We start from the raw sequence: 25,800 nt of genomic DNA on the forward strand, positions 1-25,800 counted from the left end.
CATCCCCTTCCAGATTTCCGCGGCCGCCACCCATTCGATACAGGGTGATGGCGGGATTCGCAGTGCCGCAACGCTTTTGAATCTGCTGCAGCAGGCGACCGCGGTGGCCGACCGCACTGAGCTGTTGACCCCGCTGCCGGAGCCGCCGCCGGAACCGGCACCCGGGCGGCCGGGCCGGATCCGCACGCCCGCGCTGGAAGAGGCGCAGTCCCGTGTCCGTCGTCGCCGCGTCCTGACCATCTGGATCGGTGCCGGCGCCGCCATCCTGGTGGTGGCATTGCTGGTCATGGCGTCAGTGCTGAGCCGGATGTTCGGCGACGTCGGCGGGCTGGACAAGGACCGGTTGGGCCTCAATTCGCCCTCGTCCAGTTCGAGCGCCAACGGCGGCCCGGCGGCCGGCAGTCTGGTCAACCCGGTGAGCGCGACGGTCTTCTCCCCCGGCGGCGGGGCCGACAACCCGGGCGAGGCCGCGCTGGCGATCGACGGTAACCCGGCGACGGCGTGGCACACCGACATCTACCACGACGCCGTCCCGTTCCCGAGCTTCAAGAGCGGTGTCGGCTTGCTGCTGCAGCTGCCGCAACCCACCGTGGTGGGCGCCGTGAACCTCGACCTCACCAGCACCGGAACGAAAGTCCAGATCCGCTCGTCGGCGACGGCGACACCGGCCAAACTGGACGACACCACCGCGCTGACTCAGCCGGTGACGATGCAGCCGGGCCACAACAGCATCCCGGTCAAGGCGTCGGCGCCCACATCGTATCTGCTGGTGTGGATTTCGACGTTGGGGACTACCAACGGCGAGAGCCGCACCGACATCGGTGAGGTCACGGTCCAAGCCGCCTCCTGACATCGGCCCGGCCTGGTGAAGTGCCGGCTATCCACCGATTAGTTACTGTCCGGCCGTGGGATTGCGGCGCCTGGTTCGACAGGAATCACGAGAACGACTTAGCGACGCCGAATTGCTGGCTGCCCATGTCGCAGGCGACCGGTACGCCTTCGAGGAGCTGTTCCACCGTCACCACCGCCAGCTGCACCGGGTCGCCCGGTTGACCAGCCGCAGCGTCGAGGATGCCGAGGACGCCCTGCAGGACGCGATGGCCTCGGCGCACCGCGGCGCCGGCTCCTTTCGACACGACGCCGCCGTCAGCAGCTGGCTGCATCGCATTGTCGTCAATGCATGCCTGGACCGGTTGCGCCGCAACAAAACTCATCCCACCACCGCACTCGACGACGTCCACCCGGTGGCCGATCAGACCGCGCAGGTCGAGATCGCGATCGCCGTGCATCGGGCGCTGATGCGGCTTCCCGTCGAGCAGCGCGCCGCCGTGGTGGCGGTCGACATGCATGGCTATTCGGTCGCCGACACCGCCGCGATGCTCGGGGTGGCCGAAGGCACCGTGAAGAGTCGCTGCGCTCGCGCGCGGGCCCGGCTTGCCGCGATCCTCGGCTACCTGCAAAACGACGCCGCACCCAACCGTCCGGCCGGATAACCAGGCGAGCCGCGCGTGGCGTTCGGGTTACCGATGACGGACACTGAGGCGGATGGACGCAAGTGGGCCGGGTGAGCGCGACGAAGCGGGCGCCGATCCGCCGCTGACGGTGGACTCCCTCGCCGACCTGCAGGCAGGCCTTCTCGACGACGACACCGCCGCCAGGCTGCGCAAGAAGGTCCGCGCCGATGCGGAGGCCCGGCAGACGATGGACGCGCTGAACCGGGTCCGCCGCCACATCGCGGCCCTTGGCGCCGACGCGACGTCGGCCCCAGACGTTGCCCCCGCCGTCGTCGACCGCATCGCCTCGGCGCTGCACGCCGAGCGGCCGGTGCGTGCCAAGCACGCCATCCGGCCCGGCCGTCTCCCCCGCCCGGCGCGGATAACCGTGGGTCTGGCGGGGTTAGTCGGCTTGGCCGCAGCCGCCGTCGCGGCCTGGCTGGGAACTGCGGCGCTGATCACAGCGCCGCCACCCACCCCGAGCAGGCCGACCACCGCAGAGCACATCACCGTGTCGCGTCCGCCGGCGACGATTCCGTTGTCGGACCAACAGATCCTCGCCCTGCTCGACAACCAACCGGACTTCGGCCCGTTGGCCGACCCGCAGCGCCGAACGTCATGCCTGGCCGGCTTGGGCTATCCGTCGAACGCCCGGGTTTTGGGTGCCCGACCGGTGCAGATCGCCGGCCGGCCGGCCGTCCTGCTGCTGCTGCCCGCCGACACGCCCGGCACGGTGACAGCGCTGGCAGTGGCGCCGAACTGTAGTGCAGTAGACACCGCCCTGTTGGCTGACAGGATCGTGAACCGTCCGTAGTGTTCGCGGGAACAGCACCGCCTACCCTGACGTTCGACTGATTTAAGCGGCTCTTTGAACGGGTTAAGTATCCGAAAGGCTGGTATGAGCTCCTCAACCACCACTGTTCACAACGTGATCATCATCGGCTCCGGACCTGCCGGCTACACGGCGGCGCTGTACGCGGCGCGCGCCCAACTGGCGCCGGTGGTGTTCGAGGGCACCTCCTTCGGCGGGGCGTTGATGACCACGACCGACGTGGAGAACTATCCCGGTTTTCGCGACGGGATCATGGGCCCCGAATTGATGGACCAGATGCGCGGGCAGGCACTGCGGTTCGGCGCGGACCTGCGCATGGAAGACATCGAGTCGGTGTCGCTGGACGGCCCGGTCAAGTCGGTCACCACCGCCGACGGGGAGACCCTGCACGCGCGGACCGTCATCCTGGCGATGGGCGCCGCGGCGCGCTACCTGGGCGTGCCGGGCGAGCAGGAGCTGCTGGGCCGCGGGGTGAGTGCCTGCGCCACCTGCGACGGCTTCTTCTTCCGTGATCAGGACATCGCCGTGATCGGCGGCGGGGACTCGGCAATGGAGGAGGCCACCTTCCTGACCAGGTTCGCCCGCAGTGTGACGGTTGTGCATCGCCGCGACGAGTTCCGCGCATCGAAGATCATGCTCGAGCGGGCGCGCAGCAACGACAAGATCAAGTTCATCACCAACAGCATCGTGGTCGGCGTCGACGGCGACAGCACGGTGACCGGCCTGCGCCTGAAGGACACCGTCACCGGCAAGGAGTCCACGCTCGCCGTGACCGGGGTATTCGTCGCAATCGGCCACGACCCGCGGTCTGGACTGGTGCGCGGCGCCGTAGACCTGGACGCCGAAGGCTATGTGCTGGTGAAGGGCAACACCACTTACACCTCGCTCGACGGGGTGTTTGCGGCTGGCGACTTGGTCGATCACACCTACCGGCAGGCGGTCACCGCGGCCGGAACGGGCTGCAGCGCGGCGCTTGATGCCGAACGCTGGTTGACCGACCATGCGGAGTCCGAGCCGGCCGCACCAAAATCCGCGAAAAAGCCAGCAGCAGCTACACTTTGATTGGAGCACCCCGATGACAAACGCACCTGTAGAAGTCTCTGACGCATCGTTCGAAAGCGACGTGCTGGCCAGCAATACGCCTGTGCTGGTTGACTTTTGGGCCACCTGGTGCGGACCGTGCAAGATGGTGGCGCCGGTGCTGGCGGAGATCGCCGCCGAAAAGGCAGGGCAGCTGACCGTCGCCAAACTCGATGTCGACGCAAACCCGGAGACCGCCCGCAACTTTCAGGTGGTTTCGATCCCCACGTTGATCCTGTTCAAGGACGGCCAGCCGGTCAAGCGCATCGTTGGCGCCAAGGGCAAGGCCGCACTGTTGCGCGAGCTTTCCGACGACGTTCCCAACGTCGGATAGTTCGCTACAGATCGCCGCGATTTGCCTGGCGTTTTCCCGAAATCGACGAGCGTCTGCGACAATACCGCCAAGCCTGTCAAACAGCGGCAGGGCTATTACACCGGTTCACCGGAGGCCTTGGAATGTCGAGTCCGCAACGCGGCGCCGGCGAGGCGCTGCGCTGTGGTGACCGCAGCGCAGCGGTCGCCGAGATTCGGGCTGCGCTGTCCGCGCTGGGGCACCTGGACGCCGATGAGGACCTCACCACCGGAAAGCATGTCGCGTTCGACGTCTTCGACGAAGAGCTCGACCACGCAGTCCGGGCGTTTCAGCAGCACAGGGGGCTGCTGGTGGACGGCATCGTCGGCGAAGCGACGTACCGCGCACTGAAAGAGGCGTCCTACCGGCTCGGCGCCCGCACGCTGAACCATCAGTTCGGTGCGCCGATGTACGGTGACGACGTCGCAACGCTGCAAAACAGATTGCAGGATCTCGGCTTCTACACCGGGCTGGTCGACGGATACTTCGGCTTGCAGACGCACAACGGGTTGATGTCCTACCAGCGCGAGTATGGGCTCTACGCCGACGGCATCTGCGGCCCGGAAACATTGCGCTCCTTGTACTTTCTCAGTTCGCGGGTAACCGGTGGCTCGTTGCACGCCATCCGTGAAGAGGAACTGGTCCGTCGATCCGGTCCGAAGCTGTCCGGCAAGCGAATCATCATCGACCCCGGCCGCGGCGGCGCCGACCACGGGCTGATCACCCACGGTGCGGCCGGCCCGATCAGCGAAGCAGACGTGTTGTGGGACTTGGCAAGTCGTCTCGAAGGCCGGATGACCGCCATCGGCATGGAGACCTTCCTGTCGCGGCCGACCAACCGCAGCCCATCGGACGCCGAGCGCGCCGCGACGGCCAACGCCGTCGGTGCCGATCTGATGATCAGCCTGCGCTGCGCGACCCAGGCCAGCCCGTCGGCCAACGGCGTGGCGTCCTTCCACTTCGGCAATTCGCATGGTTCGGTCTCCACCATCGGCCGCAATCTTGCTGACTTCATTCAACGAGAAGTGGTCGCGCGCACCGGTTTACGCGACTGCCGTGTCCACGGTCGGACGTGGGACCTGTTGCGGCTGACCCGGATGCCGACGGTTCAGGTCGACGTCGGCTATATCACCAACCCGCGTGATCGCACGCTGCTGATCACCACGCAAACCCGCGACTCGATCGCCGAGGGAATCCTGGCGGCGGTCAAGCGACTTTATCTGCTCGGCAAGAACGACCGACCCACCGGCACATTCACTTTCGCCGAGCTCCTTGCCCACGAGCTATCGGTGGAGCAGGCCAGCCGGCTCAGCGGTTCGTAGCCGACGATCCCGCCGCAGATCCCGCTCCGACGGGCTGCTGCAGCGACGAGGTTTCCATCAGCCGCTCCAACGCAGCTTCGACCTCCGCCTTCCAACCGAGACCCTTGTCCAGCTCGAGGCGTAGGCGCGGGAAGTACCGATGCGGGGCCACCACGACGAATCCCACGTTGCGTAGGAAGTCGGCGTCGATCACGCAGTGCTCGACCGAACAGTCCCCCAACGCCTCCAGCGCCGGCCGGACATCGGGGCCGACGTTCTGCGGGTCGAGCAACTCGCCGACGTTCTCGGTGCGACCGAACGCCTCCAGCGCCCGAACACCCCGGCGGACCAATTCATCGACCACCCGCGCCACGAGGCTGTACGGCAGATCATCGGCGGCCGGTCCGGGCTCCACCCGCATCGAGGTCAGCAGTACAGCGTCGGCCGACACCGGCGCGGTGGGAAACCGGTGCGCCCGGGGCACCGCCCGGGGCGGGGCGTAGAACGCGTAACCCAGGCAAGCCGGCTCGCTCTGACCGACGTCGGCGGGGGCCGCCGTCGCCATCTGACCGCACGACCCCCACTCCAGCATGACCATCGACAGCCATGCTTCCTTCTCGAATTCCGGGTCAGCCAAGTGGTCTTCGTCGCCTAGCGTCGCGGGGTCCACTTCCCAAAAGGTGCAGCGGCGCGCGTGCTTGGGAAGCTGTTCGAAGGCTTCGAGTCGCAGCGGTGTGATTCGAGCAGACACTAGACTCCCGGGCCTTTGTGGAGCGCGAGAGACACCGGAGCCGATGGCCCGGCTTTCCCGCGACCGGGTGGTGCCGCCACCCCGCAAGTGAGCGTACCCCCCGTGCGCGGCCGACCGCGATACCCGAGCGACCCGGGTTCAGCGACCCGAAACGCCGTTGCCGCGGCTAATCGGGGGCCATGAGCTGGCCGCCGTGTGGCTAACGGCGCGTCGAGAACGAAAGAAATTGGTACACAGCCTGATTCAGTTGATCGCGGCATGTCGGAGCAGTCTTCTTGACCGGATTGTCACAGTGACGTAATCGGTTCGTGTCTCTGGTCAGGCTTCCGTCGCGTTCATCAGGCCGACGATACGTTGCAAATCGTCCACCGACCCGAACTCGATCACGATCTTGCCTTTGCGTTTGCCAACGCTGACGGTGACGCGGGTATCGAAGGCGCTGGATAGTTGTTCAGCAACGTCCTGGAGGCCGGGCATGTGGATCGGCTTGCGCCGCGGGGGTGCGGGCTGGTTGGTGTCGCTGCGATTGGCGAGTGTGACGGCCTCCTCGGTTGCCCGCACCGACAACCCCTCGGCGACGATCCGTGCCGCCAGGGTTTCTTGTGCGTCCGGACCACCCTCCAGCGACAGCAGTGCCCGGGCGTGGCCGGCCGATAGCACTCCCGCCGCGACCCGACGCTGAACGGGAATCGGCAACCGCAGCAACCGGATCATGTTGGTGATCAGCGGGCGGGACCGGCCGATGCGAGCGGCGAGTTCATCGTGGGTGACGCCGAACTCGTCGAGCAGTTGCTGATAGGCCGCCGCCTCTTCCAAGGGGTTCAACTGCACCCGGTGGATGTTCTCCAGCAATGCATCGCGCAGCAGGTTGTCTTCGCCGGTCTCGCGGACGATCGCCGGGATCGCGGTCATGCCGGCCGCCTGGGCCGCGCGCCATCGACGCTCCCCCATCACGAGCTGATAGCGCTGGCCGCCGGGCGCCGACGGGTGGGCTCCCTCGACTGCGCGGACCACGATCGGCTGCATGAGGCCAAACTCGCGGATCGAATGCACGAGTTCTGCCAATGCCTCCTCGTCGAACGCCTGTCGCGGTTGGCGCGGGTTCGGCTCGATGAGGGCCGGATCGATCTCGCGGTAGACCGCGCCGATCCCGGATGAGTCTGTTGTAGCCGTGGCCGGCGGACCGCCCAGCACGACGTCGGCGGCCGCGGCGCCCATCCGCGGGCCTCCGGGATCGCCCGGCCCGGTGGGGATCAGCGAAGCCAGGCCCCGCCCGAGCCCCCCCTTCTTACGTAGCGGCTGGGTCATGCTTGTCCCCCTCCTCGGGTGCTGGATCGTTACGCTCGGTGAGCTCGCGGCTGGCGTCGAGGTAACTCATCGCGCCGCGCGATCCGGGATCGTATTCGATGATCGTCATGCTGTAACCGGGCGCCTCGGAGACCTTGACGCTGCGCGGGATCACGGTGCGCAAGACCTTGGTCCCGAAGTAGCGGCGGACCTCGTCGGCCACCTGATCGGCGAGCTTGGTCCGACCGTCGTACATGGTGAGGATCACCGTGCTGACATCCAGGCCAGGATTCAGATGCGCCTTCACCATCTCGATGTTGTTCATCAACTGTGACACCCCCTCCAGCGCGTAGTACTCGCACTGGATCGGAATCAGCACTTCTGGGGCAGCGACCAACGCGTTGATGGTCAGCAGGCCCAGCGACGGCGGGCAGTCGATGAAGACGTAGTCGAAGTCGGTCTCGTCGAGGTCGGCGAGCGCGGTGCGCAATCGATTCTCCCGCGCCACCATGCTCACCAATTCGATCTCGGCACCGGCCAGGTCGATGGTCGCCGGCACGCAGAACAACCGCTCGCTGTGCGGGCTGCGACGCAGTGCGGTCTGCAACGGCATCTCGCCGAGGAGCACCTCGTACGACGACGGCGTGCCGGAATGGCGCTCGGTGATGCCCAACGCGGTGCTCGCATTGCCCTGCGGATCCAGATCGATGACGAGCGTCTTGAGCCCCTGGATCGCGAGCGCGGCGGCCAGGTTCACCGCCGTGGTGGTCTTGCCGACGCCGCCCTTCTGGTTGGCGATCGTGAGGAGGCGGCGTTGGTGTGGGCGGCGAAGCGGCTGATAGGAGTTGGAGAGCACCTGCATTGCGCGTTCGGCGGCCGCTCCGATCGGCGTATCGAATTCCGATGTTTCACGTGAAACATGGGTGGCGGCAGAGGCCCCGAGCTCGGGACCCAACGGGTCGTGCGGCGCACTCATAGGCTCTCCCTGTTCGACCGTCGACGCCTCACAGTCCGGACCGGAACCGGCTTGTCGCGCCGCGCCACCACCACCCGCGTTGGCGGGGACAGATACTTCACGCCACATTCCACCACCCTGGCATCCGCGGCGCCCAACGAGGTCATCACACGCCGGTACTCGCGTAGTTCGTCGGGTGCTCGCTCCCCCTTGATCGCCAGCATCCGGCCGCCCGGCCGCAGCAGAGCCATGCTCCACCGCGTCAGTTTGTCCAGCGGTGCCACCGCCCGCGACACGACCGCGTCGCATCCACCGATGCCCTGCCGGACCGCCGTGTCCTCGGCCCGGCCACGCACCACGTCCACGTCCAATCCGAGGTCGGTGACAGCCATTCGCAGGAACTCGGTTCGGCGGAGCATCGATTCGATGAGCACGATGTCGAGGCCCGGCTTGGCGATCGCCAGTGCCAACCCTGGCAGCCCCGCGCCGCTGCCGATGTCGGCCACCCGCTCCCCAGGTTCCAACAACTCGGCGGCGACACCGCAATTCAATAGGTGGCGGTCCCACAGCCGGTCGATCTCGCGCGGGCCCAGCAGCCCCCATTCGACGCCGGTGCCCGCAAGCAGGTCGGCATAGCGTTGTGCGAGTTCGAGCCGCGAACCGAAGATTGCGCGCGCTACGTCAGGCGGCGGGGGCGCTGGCGGCGCCTCCGGCAGCTTTCCGGGAACGACATGTTTCACGTGAAACATTCCTCCCGTCCGCGCCTGGCGGAGCCCAACGAACTACAACTATGTAACTCTGATGCCGGTTCAGTCGACGAGAACGACGACCCGCCGCGACGGCTCCACGCCCTCGCTCTCGCTGCGGACCCCGTCGACTGCGGCTACGGCATCGTGAACGATCTTGCGCTCAAACGGCGTCATGGGCGCGAGTTCTTCGCGCTCGCCACTTTCCAGTACCCTCCTGGCAACCTTGTCGCCCAACGCCGCCAACTCGTCGCGGCGCCGACGGCGCCAGCTCGCGATGTCGAGCATCAGCCGGCTGCGCACCCCCGTCTTCTGATGCACCGCGAGCCGGGTCAGTTCCTGGAGCGCGTCGAGCACCTCGCCCTTACGGCCGACCAACTTATTCAGGTCGTCGCTGCCGTCGATGCTCACTACCGCGCGGCTACCTTCGACGTCCAGATCGATGTCGCCGTCGAAGTCCAAGAGGTCGAGCAGCTCTTCCAAATAGTCGCCGGCGATCTCTCCCTCGGCGACCAATCGCTCCTCCGTATCGCCCTCGTCGTCGGTGTCGCTGGCGCCCGTCGCCGTGTCCTCCGCAGCGTCCACGGCGTCATCGGCGTCCCTAGCGACCACTTCCGTCGGGGCCTCGGTCAGAGCTTCGTCGGTGTCGTGTGCGGTTGTGTCGGTGTTCGTCATGCTTGTCTGTATCCTTCCCGTCGTCCGGGCCGTCGCCCGGCTAAGTCTGTTGCCCGCTATTGCGCGCTGCGCTTACCCCTCGCGTACGCCGTGGGCCGTTCGGTTCGACCCTTCGGTCACCGTTTCCGCTTCTTCGGCCTTACTCCCGGGCGCGGGGTGCGGCTGGCCTGATTGCCTTCTCGCGCTACCGGATCCGCGGCGGCTGAATCGCCGTCGGAACCGGCGGAAGCTGCCGACGATCCGTTTCCGGCTGCCGGTGCGTTTTTCGCCGGCCGCTTGGGTTTGGCGCCCGGCGCCGGTGCGTTGGCCGCCCGGCGTTCCAACGCTTCGCGCTTCTTTTCCTCTTCCTCTTTTTCGATCTTCCCGAAGACGATGTGCTGCTGGCCGAAGGTCCAGATGTTGTTGGAGAACCAATAGAAGATGATCGCCAACGGCAAGAACGGCCCACCGACGACCACCCCGAGCGGGAAGACGTACAGCGCGAGCTTGTTCATCATCGCGGTCTGCGGATTGGCCGCGGCCTCCGGACTCTGCCGCGCAATCGACGCCCGGCTGTTGAAGTAGGTAGCGATGCCGGCCATGATCATCACCGGCGCGCCGACCGCGATGACGGCAGGCCGACTGAATTCGGCAAAGGCCGCCAGGCTGGCTCCCCGCTGTGTCATGGTGGCGCCCAGCGGTGCACCAAACAGGTTGGCGTCCAAGAAATGTCCGACGTCGGCGGCGCTGAAGACATAGTTGCCCAGCTCGCGGTTGCGCTCGGGTGAGAGCCCCAGCTGTCCGATACCGGTGGTCGTCCGGTTGAAGCATCGCAGCACGTGGTACAGCCCGAGGAACACCGGGATCTGCGCCAGCATCGGCAAGCAGCCGAGGATGGGATTGAATCCGTGTTCGCGCTGCAGCTTCTGCATCTCCAGCGCCATCCGCTGGCGATCCTTGCCGTACTTCTTCTGCAACGCCTTGATCTGTGGCTGCAACTCCTGCATCTGGCGGGTGGTGCGAATCTGACGGACGAACGGCTGATACAAAATCGCGCGCAGCGTGAACACCAAGAACATCACCGACAACGTCCACGCGAAGAAGTTGCTCGGGCCCAGCAGAAAAGCGAACGCCTTGTACCAGAGCCACATGATCGCCGAGACCGGGTAATAGAAATAGTCGAGGCTGAACGGATCAAACAACTTCAATCACTCTCCCCTGGCGTCGCTGGGGTGCCCCAGACTTCGACCCGGGCCGCTTGGCGCTCCGGTATCGGATCCCATCCTCCCCGATGCCACGGACCACACTTGGCCAGCCGGACGGCCGCCAGCCCACTCCCCCGCACCAATCCATACTCGGCCAGCGCGTCCACCGCGTACTGGCTACAGGTCGGGGTAAACCGACATGTCGGCAGTCGGAGCGGCGACACCATGTGGCGGTACAGCTGAATCAGGAAAATCAGTCCGCGGACCACCGCGCTCTCAGCGCCGCGCAGCTGCCGCCGCAACGTTGACGTTATGTCATTCACCGGCGCGGTCCTATCGTTTCGATCCGCCGTAGGCCGGCCCGCAATTCTTCCTCCAACCGGGCGGAACCGACGTCGCGACTGCTCGGCAGCGCGCGAATCACCACTTGTTCCGATCGTCCCAGTCCACCCACCAGACCGCGAGCCACGTGGCGCAACCGCCGGGCCAGTTGGTGGCGTTGCACCGCCGAGCCCACCGACCGCGAAATGATCAGTCCCACCTTCGGCGCCTCGGCATCAGCCTCGTTGCCGCGCCGCGCATAGATGACAAGGTCGGGCTGCACGGCCCGAACTCCGTGCTTCACCGTCGCCCCGAAATCGGCCGACCGCGTCATGCGGTTCCGCGCGGAAAGCACCGCTGTGACACCGGGATTGGAATCAGGCAGTCAACGAACGGCGGCCCTTGCGGCGCCGGCTTGACACGATCGCCCGCCCTGCCCGGGTGCGCATCCGCAGCCGGAAGCCGTGCACGCGGGCTCGGCGCCGGTTGTTCGGCTGGAAGGTCCGCTTGCCCTTTGCCACGACTCTCTCCTCGTTGCATCTGGCATCGTCTTCCGGCCGGACGCGTATGCCGGTGGAACACGATTGCCCTCACGCAGCCTCGGCGGGCTTTGTGTCTCGCTGGTAACCGGCGCGGGCCCCGCTGCATATTGCGCGGATCGCAGCCGTATCGCCGACTTTCGGGCGACTGTACGAGGGTACGCAGCAGCGTTCGCCGGGTCAAACCTGCCCTTCTCGGCTGTCCGCCCCATGCTGATATTCAACTGGCGTCACACCCGCCACCGGCACCCGGCGAGCAATTCTATGAAAGCGCGGGCTAATGTTGCAGAACGGTTGGCACTCCGCGGGAAAACTGTTAGCTTCGGGCAATGCCGTTTCAGACTGGAACGGCGCACGACAACGAAGCGAGGATGGCGGATCGGCTTCCTGGCCAGGTAACCCACGCTGGCTTTCTCGAGCGCCGATCTCGCGTGCCGTCGGCAGCCAACTGCAGCGCGATGGCGGCTGTCCTGTCCACACTTGTGGATAACCATGTGGACAGGTCGTGGTCGCAGCTAACGGTTGTACGTCGACGTCAAATCAGGGGGATCCGTCGTTGACCGAGGATTCCGGATCAGGTTTCGCGACCGTCTGGAACGCGGTCGTCTCCGAACTCAACGGTGAGCTCTCCACCGACGCCTCACCGAGCAACGGCGAACCCTACGTTCCACCACTGACGCCCCAGCAACGCGCTTGGTTGAATCTCGTCCAACCGCTGCAGATCGTCGAAGGGTTTGCCCTGCTGTCGGTGCCGAGCAGCTTTGTGCAGAACGAGATCGAACGTCATCTGCGTACCCAGATCACCGAGGCATTGAGCCGGCGGCTGGGCCAACCGATCGAACTCGGCGTCCGGATCGCCGCGCTGGCCACCGATGAATCCGATGACAGCCCCGGCGCCCCGCCCGAAGAGTGGAGGGCGGACCCCGACGACGTCGAGGAGGACCTCGAGGTTGTCGACAGCGCGCATCAGAACTGGCCCAACTATTTCACCGAGCGGCCGCACAACAGCGACCCGGAAGCCTCGGGCGGTACCAGCCTGAATCGGCGCTACACGTTTGACACCTTCGTGATCGGCGCCTCGAACCGGTTCGCTCACGCCGCGGCGCTGGCGATTGCCGAGGCGCCCGCCCGGGCCTACAACCCACTGTTCATCTGGGGCGAGTCCGGTCTCGGTAAGACTCACCTGCTGCATGCGGCCGGCAACTACGCACAACGGCTGTTCCCCGGCATGCGGGTCAAGTACGTCTCGACCGAAGAGTTCACCAACGACTTCATCAACTCGCTGCGTGACGACCGCAAGGTCGCCTTCAAACGCAGTTACCGCGATGTTGATGTGCTGCTGGTCGATGACATCCAATTCATCGAAGGTAAAGAAGGTATCCAGGAAGAGTTCTTCCATACTTTCAATACGTTGCACAACGCCAACAAGCAGATCGTCATCTCCTCCGACCGACCACCCAAGCAACTGGCCACTTTGGAAGATCGGCTGCGGACCCGGTTCGAGTGGGGACTGATCACCGACGTGCAGCCGCCGGAGCTGGAAACCCGTATCGCCATTTTGCGCAAGAAGGCACAAATGGAACGGCTCGCGGTGCCCGACGATGTGCTCGAACTGATCGCCAGCAGCATCGAACGCAACATCCGTGAACTCGAGGGTGCGCTGATCCGGGTCACCGCATTCGCGTCGCTGAACAAGACTCCGATCGACAAGGCGTTGGCCGAGATCGTGCTGCGCGACTTGATCGCCGACGCCAGCACCATGCAGATCAGTGCGGCGACCATCATGGCGGCCACCGCGGAGTACTTCGATACCACCGTCGAGGAACTTCGGGGTCCCGGTAAGACCCGGGCCCTGGCGCAGTCTCGGCAGATCGCGATGTATCTGTGCCGCGAACTCACCGACCTGTCACTGCCGAAAATCGGGCAGGCATTCGGCCGCGACCACACCACAGTCATGTACGCACAGAAGAAGATCCTTTCGGAGATGGCCGAGCGACGTGAAGTCTTCGATCACGTCAAGGAACTCACCACCCGGATCCGACAGCGCTCAAAGCGCTGAACGCCGGCTCGAATCAAAAAAAACTTTGGGCACTGCCAACCCACCAGTCACACGCTCACTTGTGGATATTCCTGTGGGCAACCTGCGTGTGCTCTCCCCCGGCGCTCGGCGCTGCGTGCACAACCACCGGCAGTCCCCAACCACTACACACAAACCACCCAGCCATCCACTCGTCATCCACAGCAGCCCCGCCAGGTTCAGCAGCACAGACGCCATGCTGTCCCCAACGTGCACAGGCCTTAATACTGTTACTGGTATCTCTCCATAGTTTCTTCTTCCTAAAAGACACTTGGGGACGGGCCGTTCCACGCCCTCCCGTCAGGGCAGGAACACCTTGAGTGTCATTGATTTCGATTAGCTTTCAAGATGGCGCTCAAGGCTCTACGGTTGTGGTTCGACTGCCGGTTCGGTCGTCGAAGCCGGTTACGGGCACGGGCGTCCGTCAGCGGGAAAATCGCACTCCACCGGGGGCTGGAGCCGCTGAAGTTTAGCCTTGTTGTTCGGGGTGATGAAGGGACGCAATGGACGTGGCGACGACCACAGTCGGTGTGACCGACTTGAAGTTTCGCTTGGTGCGCGATGACTTCGCTGATGCGGTGGCTTGGGTGGCGCGTACGCTGCCCACCAGGCCGACGGTGCCCGTGCTGGCCGGTGTGCTGCTGACCGGATCGGACGCCGGCTTGACGATCTGCGGATTCGACTACGAGGTGTCCGCTGAAGTACGTTTGGCAGCCGAAATTGCCTCTCCTGGAACGGTTTTGGTGTCCGGTCGGCTGTTGTCCGATATCACCCGGGCGTTGCCGGACAAGCCCGTCGACGTTCACGTGGAAGGCACCAGGGTTTCGTTGACGTGCGGAAGTGCGAGGTTTTCGTTGCCGACGATGGCCGTCGAGGACTACCCCACGCTGCCCGCGTTGCCCGACGAGACCGGTGCGTTGTCGGCCGATGTGTTCGCCGAAGCGATCAGTCAGGTCGCCGTCGCCGCCGGCCGCGACGACACGCTGCCGATGCTGACCGGCATCAGGGTGGAGATTTCCGGTCAGGCGGTGGTGTTGGCTGCTACCGACCGGTTCCGGTTGGCGGTTCGCGAGCTGACATGGTCGGCGGCCGGACCCGATGTCGAGGCGGCTGTGCTGGTGCCGGCCAAGACACTGGCCGAGGCAGCCAAGACCGGAACCGACGGTGCCGAAGTGCATTTGTCGTTGGGATCCGGGTCCACGGTGGGCAAAGACGGGTTGCTCGGCATCAGTGGGAACGGGAAGCGCAGCACGACCCGGTTGCTGGATGCGGAGTTCCCCAAGTTCCGCCAGCTGTTGCCGACCGAGCACACCGCGGTGGCCAGCATGGGTGTGGCCGAATTGACCGAAGCGATCAAGCGAGTCGCGCTGGTCGCCGACCGAGGCGCGCAGGTCCGGATGGAATTCTCCGGCGACGTGCTGCGACTGTCGGCCGGCGCCGACGATGTCGGCCGGGCCGAAGAAGACGTGGCGGTCGACTTCGCGGGCGAAGCGCTGACCATCGCCTTCAACCCGACATACCTGACCGACGGCCTGGGGTCATTGCACTCTGAGCGGGTGTCGTTCGGCTTCACCACGCCGAGTCGGCCTGCCGTGCTGCGGCCGGCCAGCGACGACGATCCACAACCCACCGATGCCGGACCTTTTCCGGCGGTTTCGACCGACTACGTCTATCTGTTGATGCCGGTCCGTCTTCCTGGTTAGCGGTCAGGTGTACGTCCGTCATCTGGGCTTGCGGGATTTCCGGTCGTGGGCACACGCCGAGCTTGAGCTCACGCCGGGCCGGACGGTGTTCGTCGCGCCCAATGGGTTTGGTAAGACGAATCTTGTTGAGGCGCTGTGGTATTCGTCGACTTTGGGTTCGCATCGGGTCGCGACGGACGCACCGCTGGTCCGGGTTGGCGCCCCGCGGGCGGTGGTGTCGACGATCGTGGTGAACGACGGTCGCGAGTGTGCCGTCGACCTGGAGATCGCCGCCGGCCGTGCCAACAAAGCCCGGTTGAATCGGTCGCCGGTGCGAAGCCCGCGCGAAGTGCTAGGTGTGCTCCGCGCGGTGTTGTTCGCGCCGGAGGACCTGGCCCTGGTCCGGGGCGATCCGGGCGATCGACGCCGCTACCTCGACGATCTGGCCGCGGTGCGCCGACCGCGAGTCGCTGCCGTGCGGGCCGACTATGAAAAAGTTCTGCGCCAGCGCACCGCATTGCTGAAGTCCGCGTCCGGCGCGCGGTTTCGCGGTGACCACGGTTCCCTGGACACGCTCGATGTCTGGGACGGGCATTTGGCTGACCACGGAGCCGAGTTGATGGCGGCCCGGATCGATCTGGTCAACGAGTTGGCACCCGAAGTCCAGAAGAGCTATCAGCTGTTGGCGCCGGGATCGCGGTCGGCGGCGATCAGTTACCGCGCCAGCATCGACATCGAGCCCGATGGCAGCGACGTCGACCTGCTGCGGGCGACGCTGCTGGAACAGATGGCACGGCGCCGGGACGCCGAACTGGAGCGCGGTGTCTGCCTGGTGGGTCCCCACCGCGACGATCTTGAGTTACGTCTGGGTGAGCAACTCGCGAAAGGCTTTGCCAGCCATGGTGAATCGTGGTCGATGGCTTTGGCGCTGCGGCTTGCCGCCTATGAGCTGTTGCGCGCCGAGGGCGGCGACCCGGTGTTATTGCTCGACGACGTGTTCGCCGAGCTCGACACCGCCCGCCGCGAGGCACTGGCCGCGGCCGCGGCTTCGGCAGAGCAGGTATTAGTGACCGCGGCGGTCCTCGACGACATCCCCCGTGACTGGGATGCCAAGCGGGTGACGATCGCGCTGCGCGACGATGACAGTGGACCGGTCTCGGAGGTGCAGACCTGATGGATCCGGACGAAGCACCTGACTGCGGACCGCCGGAGCGACTGAGCGCGTTGCCCGGAATGGATCTGGTGCGGCGCGCACTGGAAGAGGCGCGCGGCGCCGCTCGTACCCAAGGCAAAGACGTCGGGCGGGGTCGGCGGCTGCCGCCCACCCGCCGCGTCGCCGGCGCCAGTAGCCGACGCCGCTGGTCTGGGCCGGGGCCCGACGGCCGTGATCCGCAACGGCTGGGCAGTGTCGCGCGCGACGTCGCGAAAAAGCGCGGCTGGTCGTCGCGGGTCGCGGAGGGAGCGGTGTTCGGCCAGTGGCCGGCGGTGGTTGGTCAACACATCGCCGAGCACGCGACCCCGACCGCGCTGCGCGACGGGGTGTTGAACGTCTCCGCGGAGTCGACAGCCTGGGCGACGCAACTGCGGATCATCCAGGCTCAAGTGTTGGCCAAGATCGCCGCCTCGGTCGGCGACGGCGTGGTGACCGCGCTGAAAATCACCGGTCCGGTCGCGCCGTCGTGGCGTAAGGGGCCGCTGCACATCGCTGGACGAGGGCCTCGTGACACCTATGGCTGAGCGATCCAACGATCCGCTGAGGGCCGTCAGAAGGGCACAACTTGGCTTGTCAGGCGTCAGGACGCAGCCTAGAGCGAAAAATTCCGCACACGGCGAAGATAGCTGTGTAGAAACACCCTCGCAGAATCGGTGCTACCGCTTGTTATAGGTAGACTGGCGGAGAACCAGCGCACAGTCTCGGAGACTACCCGCGCGCAACCCCAAGGAGAGCTTTCCGACCGTGGCTGCCCAGAAGAAGGCCCGCAACTCATACGACGCCGGGGATATCCAGGTTCTTGAAGGGTTGGAGGCCGTTCGTAAAAGACCTGGCATGTATATCGGGTCGACCGGCGAGCGCGGCCTGCACCACCTGGTCTGGGAGGTCGTCGATAACGCTGTGGACGAGGCGATGGCCGGTTATGCCAGCAAGGTCGATGTCAAGATCCTGGACGATGGCAGCGTCCAGGTCACCGATGATGGCCGCGGCATCCCGGTGGCGATGCACGCCACCGGCCTTCCCACCGTCGACGTCGTGATGACGCAGTTGCACGCCGGAGGCAAGTTCGGCGGCGACGACGGCGCGTACGCGGTCTCGGGTGGTTTGCACGGGGTGGGCGTTTCGGTGGTCAACGCGTTGTCCACCCGCCTCGAGGTGGAGATTTCGCGCGACGGCTATGAGTGGTCGCAGTACTACGACCGGTCGGTGCCCGGCACCCTGAAGCAGGGTGAGAAGACCAAGAAGACCGGGACCACGGTGCGGTTTTGGGCCGATCCGGACATCTTCGAGACCACCGAATATGACTTCGAGACGGTGGCCCGCCGCTTGCAGGAGATGGCCTTCCTCAACAAAGGCTTGACCATCGACTTGGTCGACGAGCGGGTCGCCGCCGAGGAAGTGGTCGACGAGGTCGTCAGCGACACTGCCGAGGCGCCGAAGTCGGCCGAAGAGAAGGCCGAAGAACGTAACAAACCGCAGAAAGTCAAACACCGCACGTTCCACTACGCCGGCGGGCTGGTCGACTTCGTCAAGCACATCAACCGCACCAAGAACCCGATCCACAGCAGCATCGTCGATTTCTCCGGCAAGGGTCCCGGTCACGAGGTCGAAATAGCGATGCAGTGGAACGCCGGCTATTCCGAGTCGGTGCACACCTTCGCCAACACCATCAACACCCACGAGGGTGGTACCCACGAAGAGGGTTTCCGCGCCGCGTTGACGTCGGTGGTGAATAAGTACGCCAAAGACAAGAAGCTGCTGAAAGACAAGGATCCCAACCTCACCGGCGACGACATCCGTGAGGGTTTGGCGGCGGTGATCTCGGTCAAGGTCAGCGAACCGCAGTTCGAGGGCCAGACCAAGACCAAGCTGGGCAACACCGAAGTCAAGTCGTTCGTGCAGAAGGTCTGCAACGAGCAGCTGACCCACTGGTTTGAAGCCAACCCGGCGGATGCCAAGACCGTGGTGAACAAGGCGGTGTCGTCGGCGCAAGCCCGTATCGCGGCCCGAAAAGCCCGAGAATTGGTGCGCCGCAAGAGCGCTACCGATCTGGGCGGGCTACCGGGCAAGCTGGCGGACTGCCGCTCCACCGATCCGCGTAAATCGGAACTGTATGTGGTGGAAGGTGATTCGGCGGGCGGCTCGGCCAAAAGCGGCCGCGACTCGATGTTCCAGGCGATCCTTCCGCTGCGGGGCAAGATCATCAACGTCGAGAAGGCTCGCATCGACCGGGTGCTGAAAAACACCGAAGTTCAGGCGATCATCACCGCGCTGGGCACCGGCATCCACGACGAGTTCGACATCACCAAGCTGCGCTATCACAAGATCGTGCTGATGGCCGACGCCGACGTCGACGGCCAGCACATCTCGACGCTGCTGTTAACGCTGCTGTTCCGGTTCATGCGCCCGCTGATCGAGAACGGCCACGTGTTCTTGGCGCAGCCGCCGCTGTACAAGTTGAAGTGGCAGCGCAGCGAGCCCGAGTTCGCCTACTCCGACCGGGAACGCGACGGCCTGCTGGAGGCGGGTAAGAAGGCCGGCAAGAAGATTAACGTCGACGACGGCATCCAGCGCTACAAGGGGCTGGGAGAAATGGACGCCAAGGAGCTGTGGGAAACCACGATGGATCCCTCGGTTCGGGTGCTGCGTCAAGTCACCCTCGACGACGCCGCCGCGGCCGACGAGCTGTTCTCCATCCTGATGGGCGAGGACGTCGATGCACGCCGCAGCTTCATCACCCGCAACGCCAAGGATGTCCGCTTCCTGGATGTTTAGCGACGCGGGCCGACTCTCGAGCATCTCCCCCATCCAAATCTCAGACGAGGACTAGATGACAGACACCACGCTGCCGCCCGGCGGTGATGCCGCCGACCGGATCGAACCGGTCGACATCCAGCAGGAGATGCAGCGCAGCTACATCGACTACGCGATGAGCGTGATCGTGGGCCGCGCATTGCCGGAGGTGCGCGACGGTCTCAAGCCGGTGCACCGCCGGGTGCTCTACGCGATGTTCGACTCCGGGTTCCGCCCGGACCGCAGCCACGCGAAGTCGGCTCGGTCGGTCGCCGAGACGATGGGCAACTATCACCCGCATGGTGATGCGTCGATCTACGACACCCTGGTGCGGATGGCGCAGCCGTGGTCGCTGCGTTATCCACTAGTCGACGGGCAGGGCAACTTCGGCTCACCGGGCAACGACCCACCGGCGGCGATGCGGTACTGTGTCTCCGGAGATGCGTTGGTGCGGTTGCCCTTTGGGCAGTCGGTGCGGATCGGCGACGTGGTTGCCGGCGCTCGACCCGACTCCGATAACGCTGTCGAGTTAAAGGTTCTCGACCGGTACGGCAACCCAGTTGTGGCCGATCGCCTGTTTCACTCGGGCGATCACCTGACCTACACTGTGCGCACCGCCGAGGGCTACGAAGTCACCGGCACCGCAAACCACCCGCTGCTGTGCCTGGTCGATGTCGGTGGCGTGCCGACGCTCCTGTGGAAGCTGATCGAAGAGATCCGTCCGGAAGACTACGTCGTGCTGCAGCGGACTCCACCGGTAGAAGTTGGTCCGGCCGACTGGCGGCCGACGATGGAAGCCCTTCTTCTGGGAGCGTTCATCAGCGAGGGGTTTGTCTCGGACAAACGCGCGGGATTCAATAATCTCGATCGCGATTATTTCGCAACGGTAGTCGCGGCGTATGACGCGGTCGTTGGCGGGCAGCGCTACGTAGTGTGTCGGCAAATCGCCTCTGGTTCGATGTTGCACGAGCTGGATGTTCATAATCTGACGGCGCTCAAGCGCAGTCGGCTGGGTGAGCTCACCGGCCGGCGGTCTGAACACAAGGTCGTGCCGGAGTGGCTCTGGCAATCGCCGGCAGCCGTCAAGCGCGCATTTCTGCAGGCGCTATTTGAGGGTGACGGCTCGTGCTCCGCTCTGCCGCGCAATTCAATTCAGGTTTCCTACTCGACCCGTAGTGCGCGGCTCGCGGAGCACGTGCAACAAATGCTTCTTGAGTTCGGGGTCGTGTCCAAGCGGTATCGGCATGCCGTTGGCGAGCACAAGGTGGTCATCACCAACCGTGCCCAGGCCGAACTCTTTGCAAGCCAAGTCGGCTTCGGAGGCGCTAAGCAGGAGAAGTTACTCGGAATCCTGTCATCCATGCCAACGTGCGCCGGCATGGATTCGGACCACGTTCCCGGACTGGCGGCTTTTATCCGAAAGCATGCCGGTGGCTCGTGGGCCGACCGCGACTGGCTCAACCGGCACAACGTCGACCGCATCCAACGCTGGCGGACCCGTGGCGCGGAGATCTTGTCACACATCGCCGACCCAGATGTCCGGAGCATCGCCACCGATCTGACTGACGGCCGGTTCTGTTACGCGCGAGTGGCATCCGTGACCAATGCCGGTGTGCAACCGGTGTACAGCCTGCGCGTCGACACCGAAGACCATGCGTTCGTCACCAATGGGTTCGTTAGCCACAACACCGAGGCGCGACTGACCCCGTTGGCAATGGAGATGCTGCGCGAAATCGACGAGGAGACAGTCGATTTCATCGCCAACTATGACGGTCGGGTGCAAGAGCCGACGGTGTTGCCGAGCCGGTTCCCCAACCTGCTCGCCAACGGCTCCGGCGGCATCGCGGTCGGAATGGCGACCAACATCCCGCCGCACAACCTGCGTGAGCTCGCCGAAGCCGTCTACTGGTGCCTGGACAATCACGAGGCCGACGAAGAGGCCACCCTCACTGCGGTCTGCGAGCGGGTCAAGGGGCCCGACTTCCCGACCCACGGCCTGATCGTCGGATCGCAGGGCATCCACGACGCCTATACGACCGGCCGTGGATCCATCCGGATGCGCGGAGTCGTTGAGGTGGAAGAAGATTCGCGAGGTCGCACGTCGCTGGTGATCACCGAGCTGCCGTATCAGGTCAACCACGACAACTTCATCACCTCGATCGCCGAGCAGGTCCGTGACGGCAAGCTGGCCGGCATCTCCAACATCGAGGACCAGAGCAGCGACCGGGTCGGCCTGCGGATCGTCGTGGAGATCAAGCGCGATGCGGTCGCGAAAGTCGTGCTGAACAACCTGTACAAGCACACCCAGCTGCAGACCAGCTTCGGCGCCAACATGCTGTCGATCGTCGACGGTGTGCCGCGCACGCTGCGGCTGGATCAGATGATCCGGCACTACGTCGAGCACCAGCTCGACGTGATTATCCGCCGGACCACATACCGGCTGCGCAAGGCCAACGAACGGGCCCACATCCTGCGCGGTCTGGTCAAGGCGCTCGACGCGCTCGATGAGGTGATCGCCCTGATCCGGGCGTCGGAGACGGTGGATATCGCGCGCGCCGGCCTGATCGAACTGCTCGACATCGACGACATTCAAGCCCAGGCGATCCTGGACATGCAGCTGCGCCGCCTCGCGGCGTTGGAGCGCCAGCGCATCGTCGACGACCTCGCCAAGATCGAAGCCGAGATCGCTGATCTGGAAGATATTTTGGCCAAGCCGGAACGGCAGCGCGGCATCGTGCGCAGCGAGCTCGGTGAGATCGTCGACAAGCACGGCGACGACCGTCGCACCCGGATCATCGCCTCGGACGGCGATGTCAACGACGAGGATCTGATCGCTCGCGAAGACGTCGTCGTCACCATCACCGAAACCGGGTACGCCAAACGCACGAAAACCGACCTGTACCGCAGCCAGAAGCGCGGCGGCAAGGGAGTCCAGGGCGCCGGGCTGAAGCAGGACGACATCGTGCGGCACTTCTTTGTGTGCTCCACGCACGACTGGATCCTGTTCTTCACCACCCAGGGCCGGGTGTACCGGGCCAAGGCCTACGACTTGCCGGAAGCCTCCCGGATTGCGCGCGGACAACACGTCGCCAACCTGCTGGCGTTCCAACCCGAGGAGCGGATCGCTCAGGTGATCCAGATCAAGAGCTACGAGGACGCCCCGTACCTGGTGCTGGCCACCCGCAACGGGCTGGTCAAAAAGACCGCGCTCACCGACTTCGACTCCAACCGGTCGGGGGGGATCGTGGCGATCAACCTGCGCGACGGCGACGAACTGGTCGGGGCGGTGCTGTGTTCGTCCGACGACGATTTGCTGCTGGTCTCGGCCAACGGCCAGTCGATCCGGTTCTCCGCGACCGACGAAGCGCTACGGCCGATGGGCCGCGCGACCTCGGGTGTCCAGGGCATGCGGTTCAACGCCGACGACTACCTGCTGTCACTGAATGTGGTCCGGGAAGGCACATTCCTGCTGGTCGCGACGTCCGGAGGCTATGCTAAGCGCACCGCGATCGAGGAGTACACCGCCCAGGGCCGCGGCGGGAAAGGCATCTTGACGATCCAGTACGACACCCGGCGTGGGAAGCTGGTAGGGGCGCTGATCGTCGACGACGACAGCGAGGTGTACGCGATCACCTCCGGGGGCGGGGTGATCCGCACGGCGGCCAGACAGGTCCGGAAGGCCGGACGTCAGACCAAAGGTGTTCGGTTGATGAACTTGGGCGAGGGCGACACACTATTAGCCATCGCACGCAACGCCGAGGAAGCTGAAGAAGGCGCCGTGACCGACGACGATTCGGGTAGCGCGCCCGACGCGTGAGCGATCGCCGACCGCCCCGGCGGCCGGATGCACAGTTAGGAGCCGTGGGGTGACTTCACCGAACGAGCCGGGACATCCCGGACCGGGCGAGAGCCCGAACGGGAATGGTTCGGTCGACCGAGGCGGTGGCGTGGAAGGCGCCCCACGGCCGCAAGGCGGCGCTCGAGCCTCGCAAGGACCGCCGCGCCCGTCGTCGGATGCGCCGAAACCGCGGCCGACCAGCCGCACCTCCGGTAGCCCCAATGCCGAGGCCCGGTTGAGTCGCTTCATCTCGGGCACCGCGGCGCCGGGCGGGGCCAAGACCCCGTCGCCCGACGCCGACGCCCGACACGACGAGGCGTACACCAGCGAACTACCCGATCTGTCCGGTCCGATCCCCCGCGCCGGGCAGCGCAAACCGGCCGCCGACCAAGCACCGGAGACGTCGACGACGCCGGTGCGAACGGAACGTCCCATCCAGGTGTCCGGTCGCGCCCAAGGCCCGGTGCGCGCCAGCATGCAGATCCGTCGGGTCGATCCGTGGAGCACGCTGAAGGTGTCGTTGGTGCTGTCGGTGGCGTTGTTTTTCGTCTGGATGATCGCCGTGGCGTTCCTGTATCTGGTGCTCGGCGGGATGGGCGTGTGGAGCAAGCTCAACAGCAACGTCGGGGATCTGCTCAACAACAGCGGCGGCAGCAGCGCCGAGCTGGTATCCAGCGGCACCATCTTTGGTGGCGCCGTGCTGATCGGCTTGGTGAACATCGTATTGCTCAGCGCGATGGCGACGATCGGCGCGTTTATCTACAACCTGACGACCGACCTGATCGGCGGCGTCGAGGTGACGCTCGCAGACCGGGATTAGTGGTTTGGGTGCGGGCGCTGCGGTGGGGTAATCTCGTCGCTCGGCCGTACGCGTGTACGGGCCTATAGCTCAGGCGGTTAGAGCGCTTCGCTGATAACGAAGAGGTCGGAGGTTCGAGTCCTCCTAGGCCCACAACCATGTGTTTGCCAAGACGTTTTGTGAGACTGGTGTTACCGCTGGCGGCGATCGCTGTGCTGGCGTTGGTCATCCGGTCTCGACGAGGCGTCGAGGTCTGGCACGTGGCCGCCGACAAGACCGACGGTCGGAGTGCGGGGCCTTAGCTCAGTTGGTAGAGCGCTGCCTTTGCAAGGCAGAAGTCAGGGGTTCGAATCCCCTAGGCTCCACAGTTGCAAAAGTGCACGCCGCCCGTCATGGCGGGCCGTCTGGCAACGCATCTCGGATACCTTGCAAAGCACCCTCGATGGCTTGCAGATCAGACTGAGCCTTCTGGAAGGTCTGCTCCAGCTGGTCGGGGACGGCAGGTTGCACGGTCGCAGGCTGGTACTGCGGGCAGTACGAGATGACGGCGCCGGCAGCAACCTGGGTGCTTTGATTCGCATCCCATATCGACGATTGCTGGACAAAGCGCGCGGCCGCCGCAAAGTCCGGTTGCCGCCCGAGGAAGTCGCAGACGGCGTGCCCTTGCGCCATCAGGTAGTCGTTGCTGGGAACTGGCACGCCCTCTTGTTTCAACGTTTCGATGAACGCCCTGTCGATGAGCTGCAGCGGCGGAGTGTGGTTCGGCGGCGGAGCGGGTGGTTTCGGCGCAGCCGGGCTGGGGGGCTCACTCGACGGCGGGGCTTCGGCCGGCTGCGCCGCAGGGTGTCGGTGGGAGACTGCGAAGATCACGACCAGTGTGGCGACAGCGGCGACCAGCGACAGCGGCAACGCCGAGATCAGGCCGAAGCGGAGGCGCGCGCCCTTACGTCGTTGCGGCGCCAAGCCGTTGGTTTTGTGGCGCTGCGACCAGGTGTCGACGACAACGCTGGCTTTACCCGCGTCTACCGCCTTGGTTTCGGATACCTCCGGGCGGTGGCCCAGGCGCTCGTCAAGAAGCGCGTCGATCTGCCGGCTGGACGGCTCGCCCAGTGACCGCCGCAACGCCGCCAGCCGGCGTAGCTCGGAGTCGATCGTCTCGCGATCGCGCATGTGCCGCAGCCTAATCCCAGTGAGCAGTCGATTTCAGGTTTCGCTAGGGCCGGTGCTGCACGTCGACGCTCGGCGGCAGCGACGACGGCTCTTGGCGCATCGATCGGCGGACGATCGAGAACGCCGCCGCGCCACCGGCGAGCAGCGCCACCGCCACTCCCGCGATCACCCACGGGCGCTTGCCGCGTCGGTGGGATCGGCGGGCTTGCTGGAGCGCTTGCGGCAGGCCGCCGACCACCTCTTGCGCGGCGGCGAGCTCTTGGGCAAGCGTCTCTTGGGCGGTCTGCAAGTCCCGGGCCAGCCGGCCTTCCCGATAACGGCGACGCAGACTGGACGCGCCGGCCTGCGCCGAGTGAGCGCCCAGCCCGACGATGCCGCGGGTGACGTCCACCGGCCCGACCGCCGTGTACGTCAGGCCGCGGGACAGTCGCTGCTGGGGGGTCAGCCGGGTGTCGTTTTTCGCGCCCATGTCTCGCCTTTCCCGGCCGCCTTCGCTAGACCGTGATCCGATCCTTCCAGACTGTAACGACCGATAGTCCGATGAGGGGCACCGGATGCCGGGCGGGTCGGCACGTGATGGCAGACTGTGATGCCGTGACTACCAGCCCGATTCAGACTGCCACTGCCACACTGCACACCAACCGCGGCGACATCAAGATCGCGCTGTTCGGAAACCACGCTCCCAAGACCGTCGCCAACTTCGTCGGCCTGG

24 protein-coding genes, 2 tRNA genes and 1 pseudogene are annotated in these 25,800 nt (G+C 65.4%); 16 read left to right on the forward strand and 11 right to left on the reverse strand.

Going from position 1 to position 25,800, the window contains the following annotated elements:
• From VKI00_RS20205 to VKI00_RS20230, 6 genes and pseudogenes are all read left to right on the forward strand, one after another.
• A pseudogene (locus tag VKI00_RS20205) lies at positions 1–850 on the forward strand (murein biosynthesis protein MurJ); the annotation flags it as partial.
• 61 nt (positions 851–911) lie between these two features.
• On the forward strand, positions 912–1,493 hold the full coding sequence (gene sigM, locus VKI00_RS20210) for an RNA polymerase sigma factor SigM (protein WP_414687249.1): 582 nt from the start codon (positions 912–914) through the stop codon (positions 1,491–1,493).
• Between the two features lie 52 nt (positions 1,494–1,545).
• Positions 1,546–2,307 (forward strand): hypothetical protein, encoded by a 762-nt coding sequence (locus VKI00_RS20215; RefSeq protein ID WP_324440548.1) that lies wholly within the window; start codon positions 1,546–1,548, stop codon positions 2,305–2,307.
• Between the two features lie 84 nt (positions 2,308–2,391).
• On the forward strand, positions 2,392–3,387 hold the full coding sequence (gene trxB, locus VKI00_RS20220) for a thioredoxin-disulfide reductase (RefSeq protein WP_324440550.1): 996 nt from the start codon (positions 2,392–2,394) through the stop codon (positions 3,385–3,387).
• Positions 3,388–3,400: 13 nt separating this feature from the next.
• Positions 3,401–3,739 (forward strand): thioredoxin, encoded by a 339-nt coding sequence (gene trxA / locus VKI00_RS20225; protein WP_324440552.1) that lies wholly within the window; start codon positions 3,401–3,403, stop codon positions 3,737–3,739.
• Positions 3,740–3,861: 122 nt separating this feature from the next.
• Complete coding sequence (locus VKI00_RS20230) at positions 3,862–5,079, forward strand: N-acetylmuramoyl-L-alanine amidase (RefSeq protein WP_324440554.1); 1,218 nt, start codon at positions 3,862–3,864, stop codon at positions 5,077–5,079.
• Here the strand turns inward: VKI00_RS20230 and VKI00_RS20235 are convergent.
• The 9 genes from VKI00_RS20235 to rpmH all read right to left on the reverse strand — a co-directional run bounded on the left by VKI00_RS20235 (position 5,066) and on the right by rpmH (position 11,498).
• Positions 5,066–5,809, reverse strand: a complete 744-nt coding sequence (locus VKI00_RS20235; protein ID WP_324440556.1) for an acetyltransferase — start codon at positions 5,807–5,809, stop codon at positions 5,066–5,068. The two genes, VKI00_RS20230 and VKI00_RS20235, sit on opposite strands and share 14 nt — an antisense overlap.
• 318 nt (positions 5,810–6,127) lie before the next feature.
• The gene (locus tag VKI00_RS20240) at positions 6,128–7,117 is read right to left on the reverse strand and encodes a ParB/RepB/Spo0J family partition protein (protein ID WP_324440558.1); all 990 of its coding nucleotides are present in this window, start codon (positions 7,115–7,117) and stop codon (positions 6,128–6,130) included.
• Entirely contained in the window at positions 7,098–8,072 is a 975-nt protein-coding gene (locus tag VKI00_RS20245) for a ParA family protein (RefSeq protein ID WP_324440560.1), read from the reverse strand. The genes VKI00_RS20240 and VKI00_RS20245 overlap by 20 nt, the downstream gene beginning before the upstream one ends.
• Positions 8,069–8,800, reverse strand: coding sequence for a 16S rRNA (guanine(527)-N(7))-methyltransferase RsmG (gene rsmG, locus VKI00_RS20250; protein ID WP_324440563.1), 732 nt, complete (start codon positions 8,798–8,800; stop codon positions 8,069–8,071). Before rsmG ends, VKI00_RS20245 begins: the two co-directional genes overlap by 4 nt.
• A gap of 60 nt (positions 8,801–8,860) precedes the next feature.
• Positions 8,861–9,472, reverse strand: coding sequence for a protein jag (locus tag VKI00_RS20255; protein ID WP_324440565.1), 612 nt, complete (start codon positions 9,470–9,472; stop codon positions 8,861–8,863).
• Between the two features lie 116 nt (positions 9,473–9,588).
• Entirely contained in the window at positions 9,589–10,602 is a 1,014-nt protein-coding gene (gene yidC, locus VKI00_RS20260; protein ID WP_324440590.1) for a membrane protein insertase YidC, read from the reverse strand.
• Positions 10,603–10,655: 53 nt separating this feature from the next.
• On the reverse strand, positions 10,656–10,979 hold the full coding sequence (gene yidD / locus VKI00_RS20265) for a membrane protein insertion efficiency factor YidD (protein ID WP_414687248.1): 324 nt from the start codon (positions 10,977–10,979) through the stop codon (positions 10,656–10,658).
• Positions 10,976–11,332, reverse strand: a complete 357-nt coding sequence (gene rnpA, locus VKI00_RS20270; RefSeq protein WP_324440567.1) for a ribonuclease P protein component — start codon at positions 11,330–11,332, stop codon at positions 10,976–10,978. Before rnpA ends, yidD begins: the two co-directional genes overlap by 4 nt.
• A 22-nt stretch (positions 11,333–11,354) precedes the next feature.
• Positions 11,355–11,498: a 50S ribosomal protein L34 gene (rpmH, locus tag VKI00_RS20275; RefSeq protein ID WP_081968348.1), complete on the reverse strand. Its 144-nt coding sequence runs from the start codon at positions 11,496–11,498 to the stop codon at positions 11,355–11,357.
• Between the two features lie 574 nt (positions 11,499–12,072).
• On the opposite strand from rpmH, the gene dnaA reads away from it, so the two are divergent.
• From dnaA to VKI00_RS20320, 9 genes are all read left to right on the forward strand, one after another.
• Positions 12,073–13,575, forward strand: a complete 1,503-nt coding sequence (gene dnaA / locus VKI00_RS20280) for a chromosomal replication initiator protein DnaA (protein ID WP_324440572.1) — start codon at positions 12,073–12,075, stop codon at positions 13,573–13,575.
• 521 nt (positions 13,576–14,096) lie between these two features.
• The gene (gene dnaN / locus VKI00_RS20285) at positions 14,097–15,296 is read left to right on the forward strand and encodes a DNA polymerase III subunit beta (RefSeq protein WP_324440574.1); all 1,200 of its coding nucleotides are present in this window, start codon (positions 14,097–14,099) and stop codon (positions 15,294–15,296) included.
• 7 nt (positions 15,297–15,303) lie between these two features.
• The gene (gene recF / locus VKI00_RS20290) at positions 15,304–16,449 is read left to right on the forward strand and encodes a DNA replication/repair protein RecF (protein ID WP_324440576.1); all 1,146 of its coding nucleotides are present in this window, start codon (positions 15,304–15,306) and stop codon (positions 16,447–16,449) included.
• Entirely contained in the window at positions 16,449–17,012 is a 564-nt protein-coding gene (locus tag VKI00_RS20295; RefSeq protein WP_324440578.1) for a DUF721 family protein, read from the forward strand. Before recF ends, VKI00_RS20295 begins: the two co-directional genes overlap by 1 nt.
• Before the next feature lie 220 nt (positions 17,013–17,232).
• A complete protein-coding gene (gyrB, locus tag VKI00_RS20300) occupies positions 17,233–19,263 on the forward strand; it encodes a DNA topoisomerase (ATP-hydrolyzing) subunit B (RefSeq protein ID WP_324440579.1) in 2,031 nt (676 codons plus the stop codon).
• 55 nt (positions 19,264–19,318) lie between these two features.
• Positions 19,319–23,098, forward strand: a complete 3,780-nt coding sequence (gene gyrA, locus VKI00_RS20305; protein ID WP_324440580.1) for an intein-containing DNA gyrase subunit A — start codon at positions 19,319–19,321, stop codon at positions 23,096–23,098.
• Between the two features lie 49 nt (positions 23,099–23,147).
• A complete protein-coding gene (locus tag VKI00_RS20310; protein WP_324440582.1) occupies positions 23,148–23,939 on the forward strand; it encodes a DUF3566 domain-containing protein in 792 nt (263 codons plus the stop codon).
• Between the two features lie 58 nt (positions 23,940–23,997).
• Positions 23,998–24,071 (forward strand) — tRNA-Ile (locus tag VKI00_RS20315).
• Between the two features lie 139 nt (positions 24,072–24,210).
• Positions 24,211–24,283, forward strand: a tRNA-Ala gene (locus tag VKI00_RS20320).
• A 25-nt stretch (positions 24,284–24,308) separates the two neighbouring features.
• Here the strand turns inward: VKI00_RS20320 and VKI00_RS20325 are convergent.
• Together VKI00_RS20325 and cwsA are read right to left on the reverse strand one after the other, a co-directional pair.
• Positions 24,309–25,088: a DUF732 domain-containing protein gene (locus VKI00_RS20325; protein ID WP_324440584.1), complete on the reverse strand. Its 780-nt coding sequence runs from the start codon at positions 25,086–25,088 to the stop codon at positions 24,309–24,311.
• A gap of 43 nt (positions 25,089–25,131) precedes the next feature.
• Positions 25,132–25,557, reverse strand: coding sequence for a cell wall synthesis protein CwsA (gene cwsA / locus VKI00_RS20330; RefSeq protein WP_324440586.1), 426 nt, complete (start codon positions 25,555–25,557; stop codon positions 25,132–25,134).
• A 107-nt stretch (positions 25,558–25,664) separates the two neighbouring features.
• Here cwsA and VKI00_RS20335 point away from each other — a divergent pair.
• Positions 25,665–25,800, forward strand: a 136-nt coding sequence (locus tag VKI00_RS20335; protein ID WP_324440594.1) for a peptidylprolyl isomerase, incomplete at its 3' end; no start/stop codon positions are given.

Source organism: Mycobacterium sp. (assembly GCF_035314665.1).
Classification (GTDB): domain Bacteria; phylum Actinomycetota; class Actinomycetes; order Mycobacteriales; family Mycobacteriaceae; genus Mycobacterium.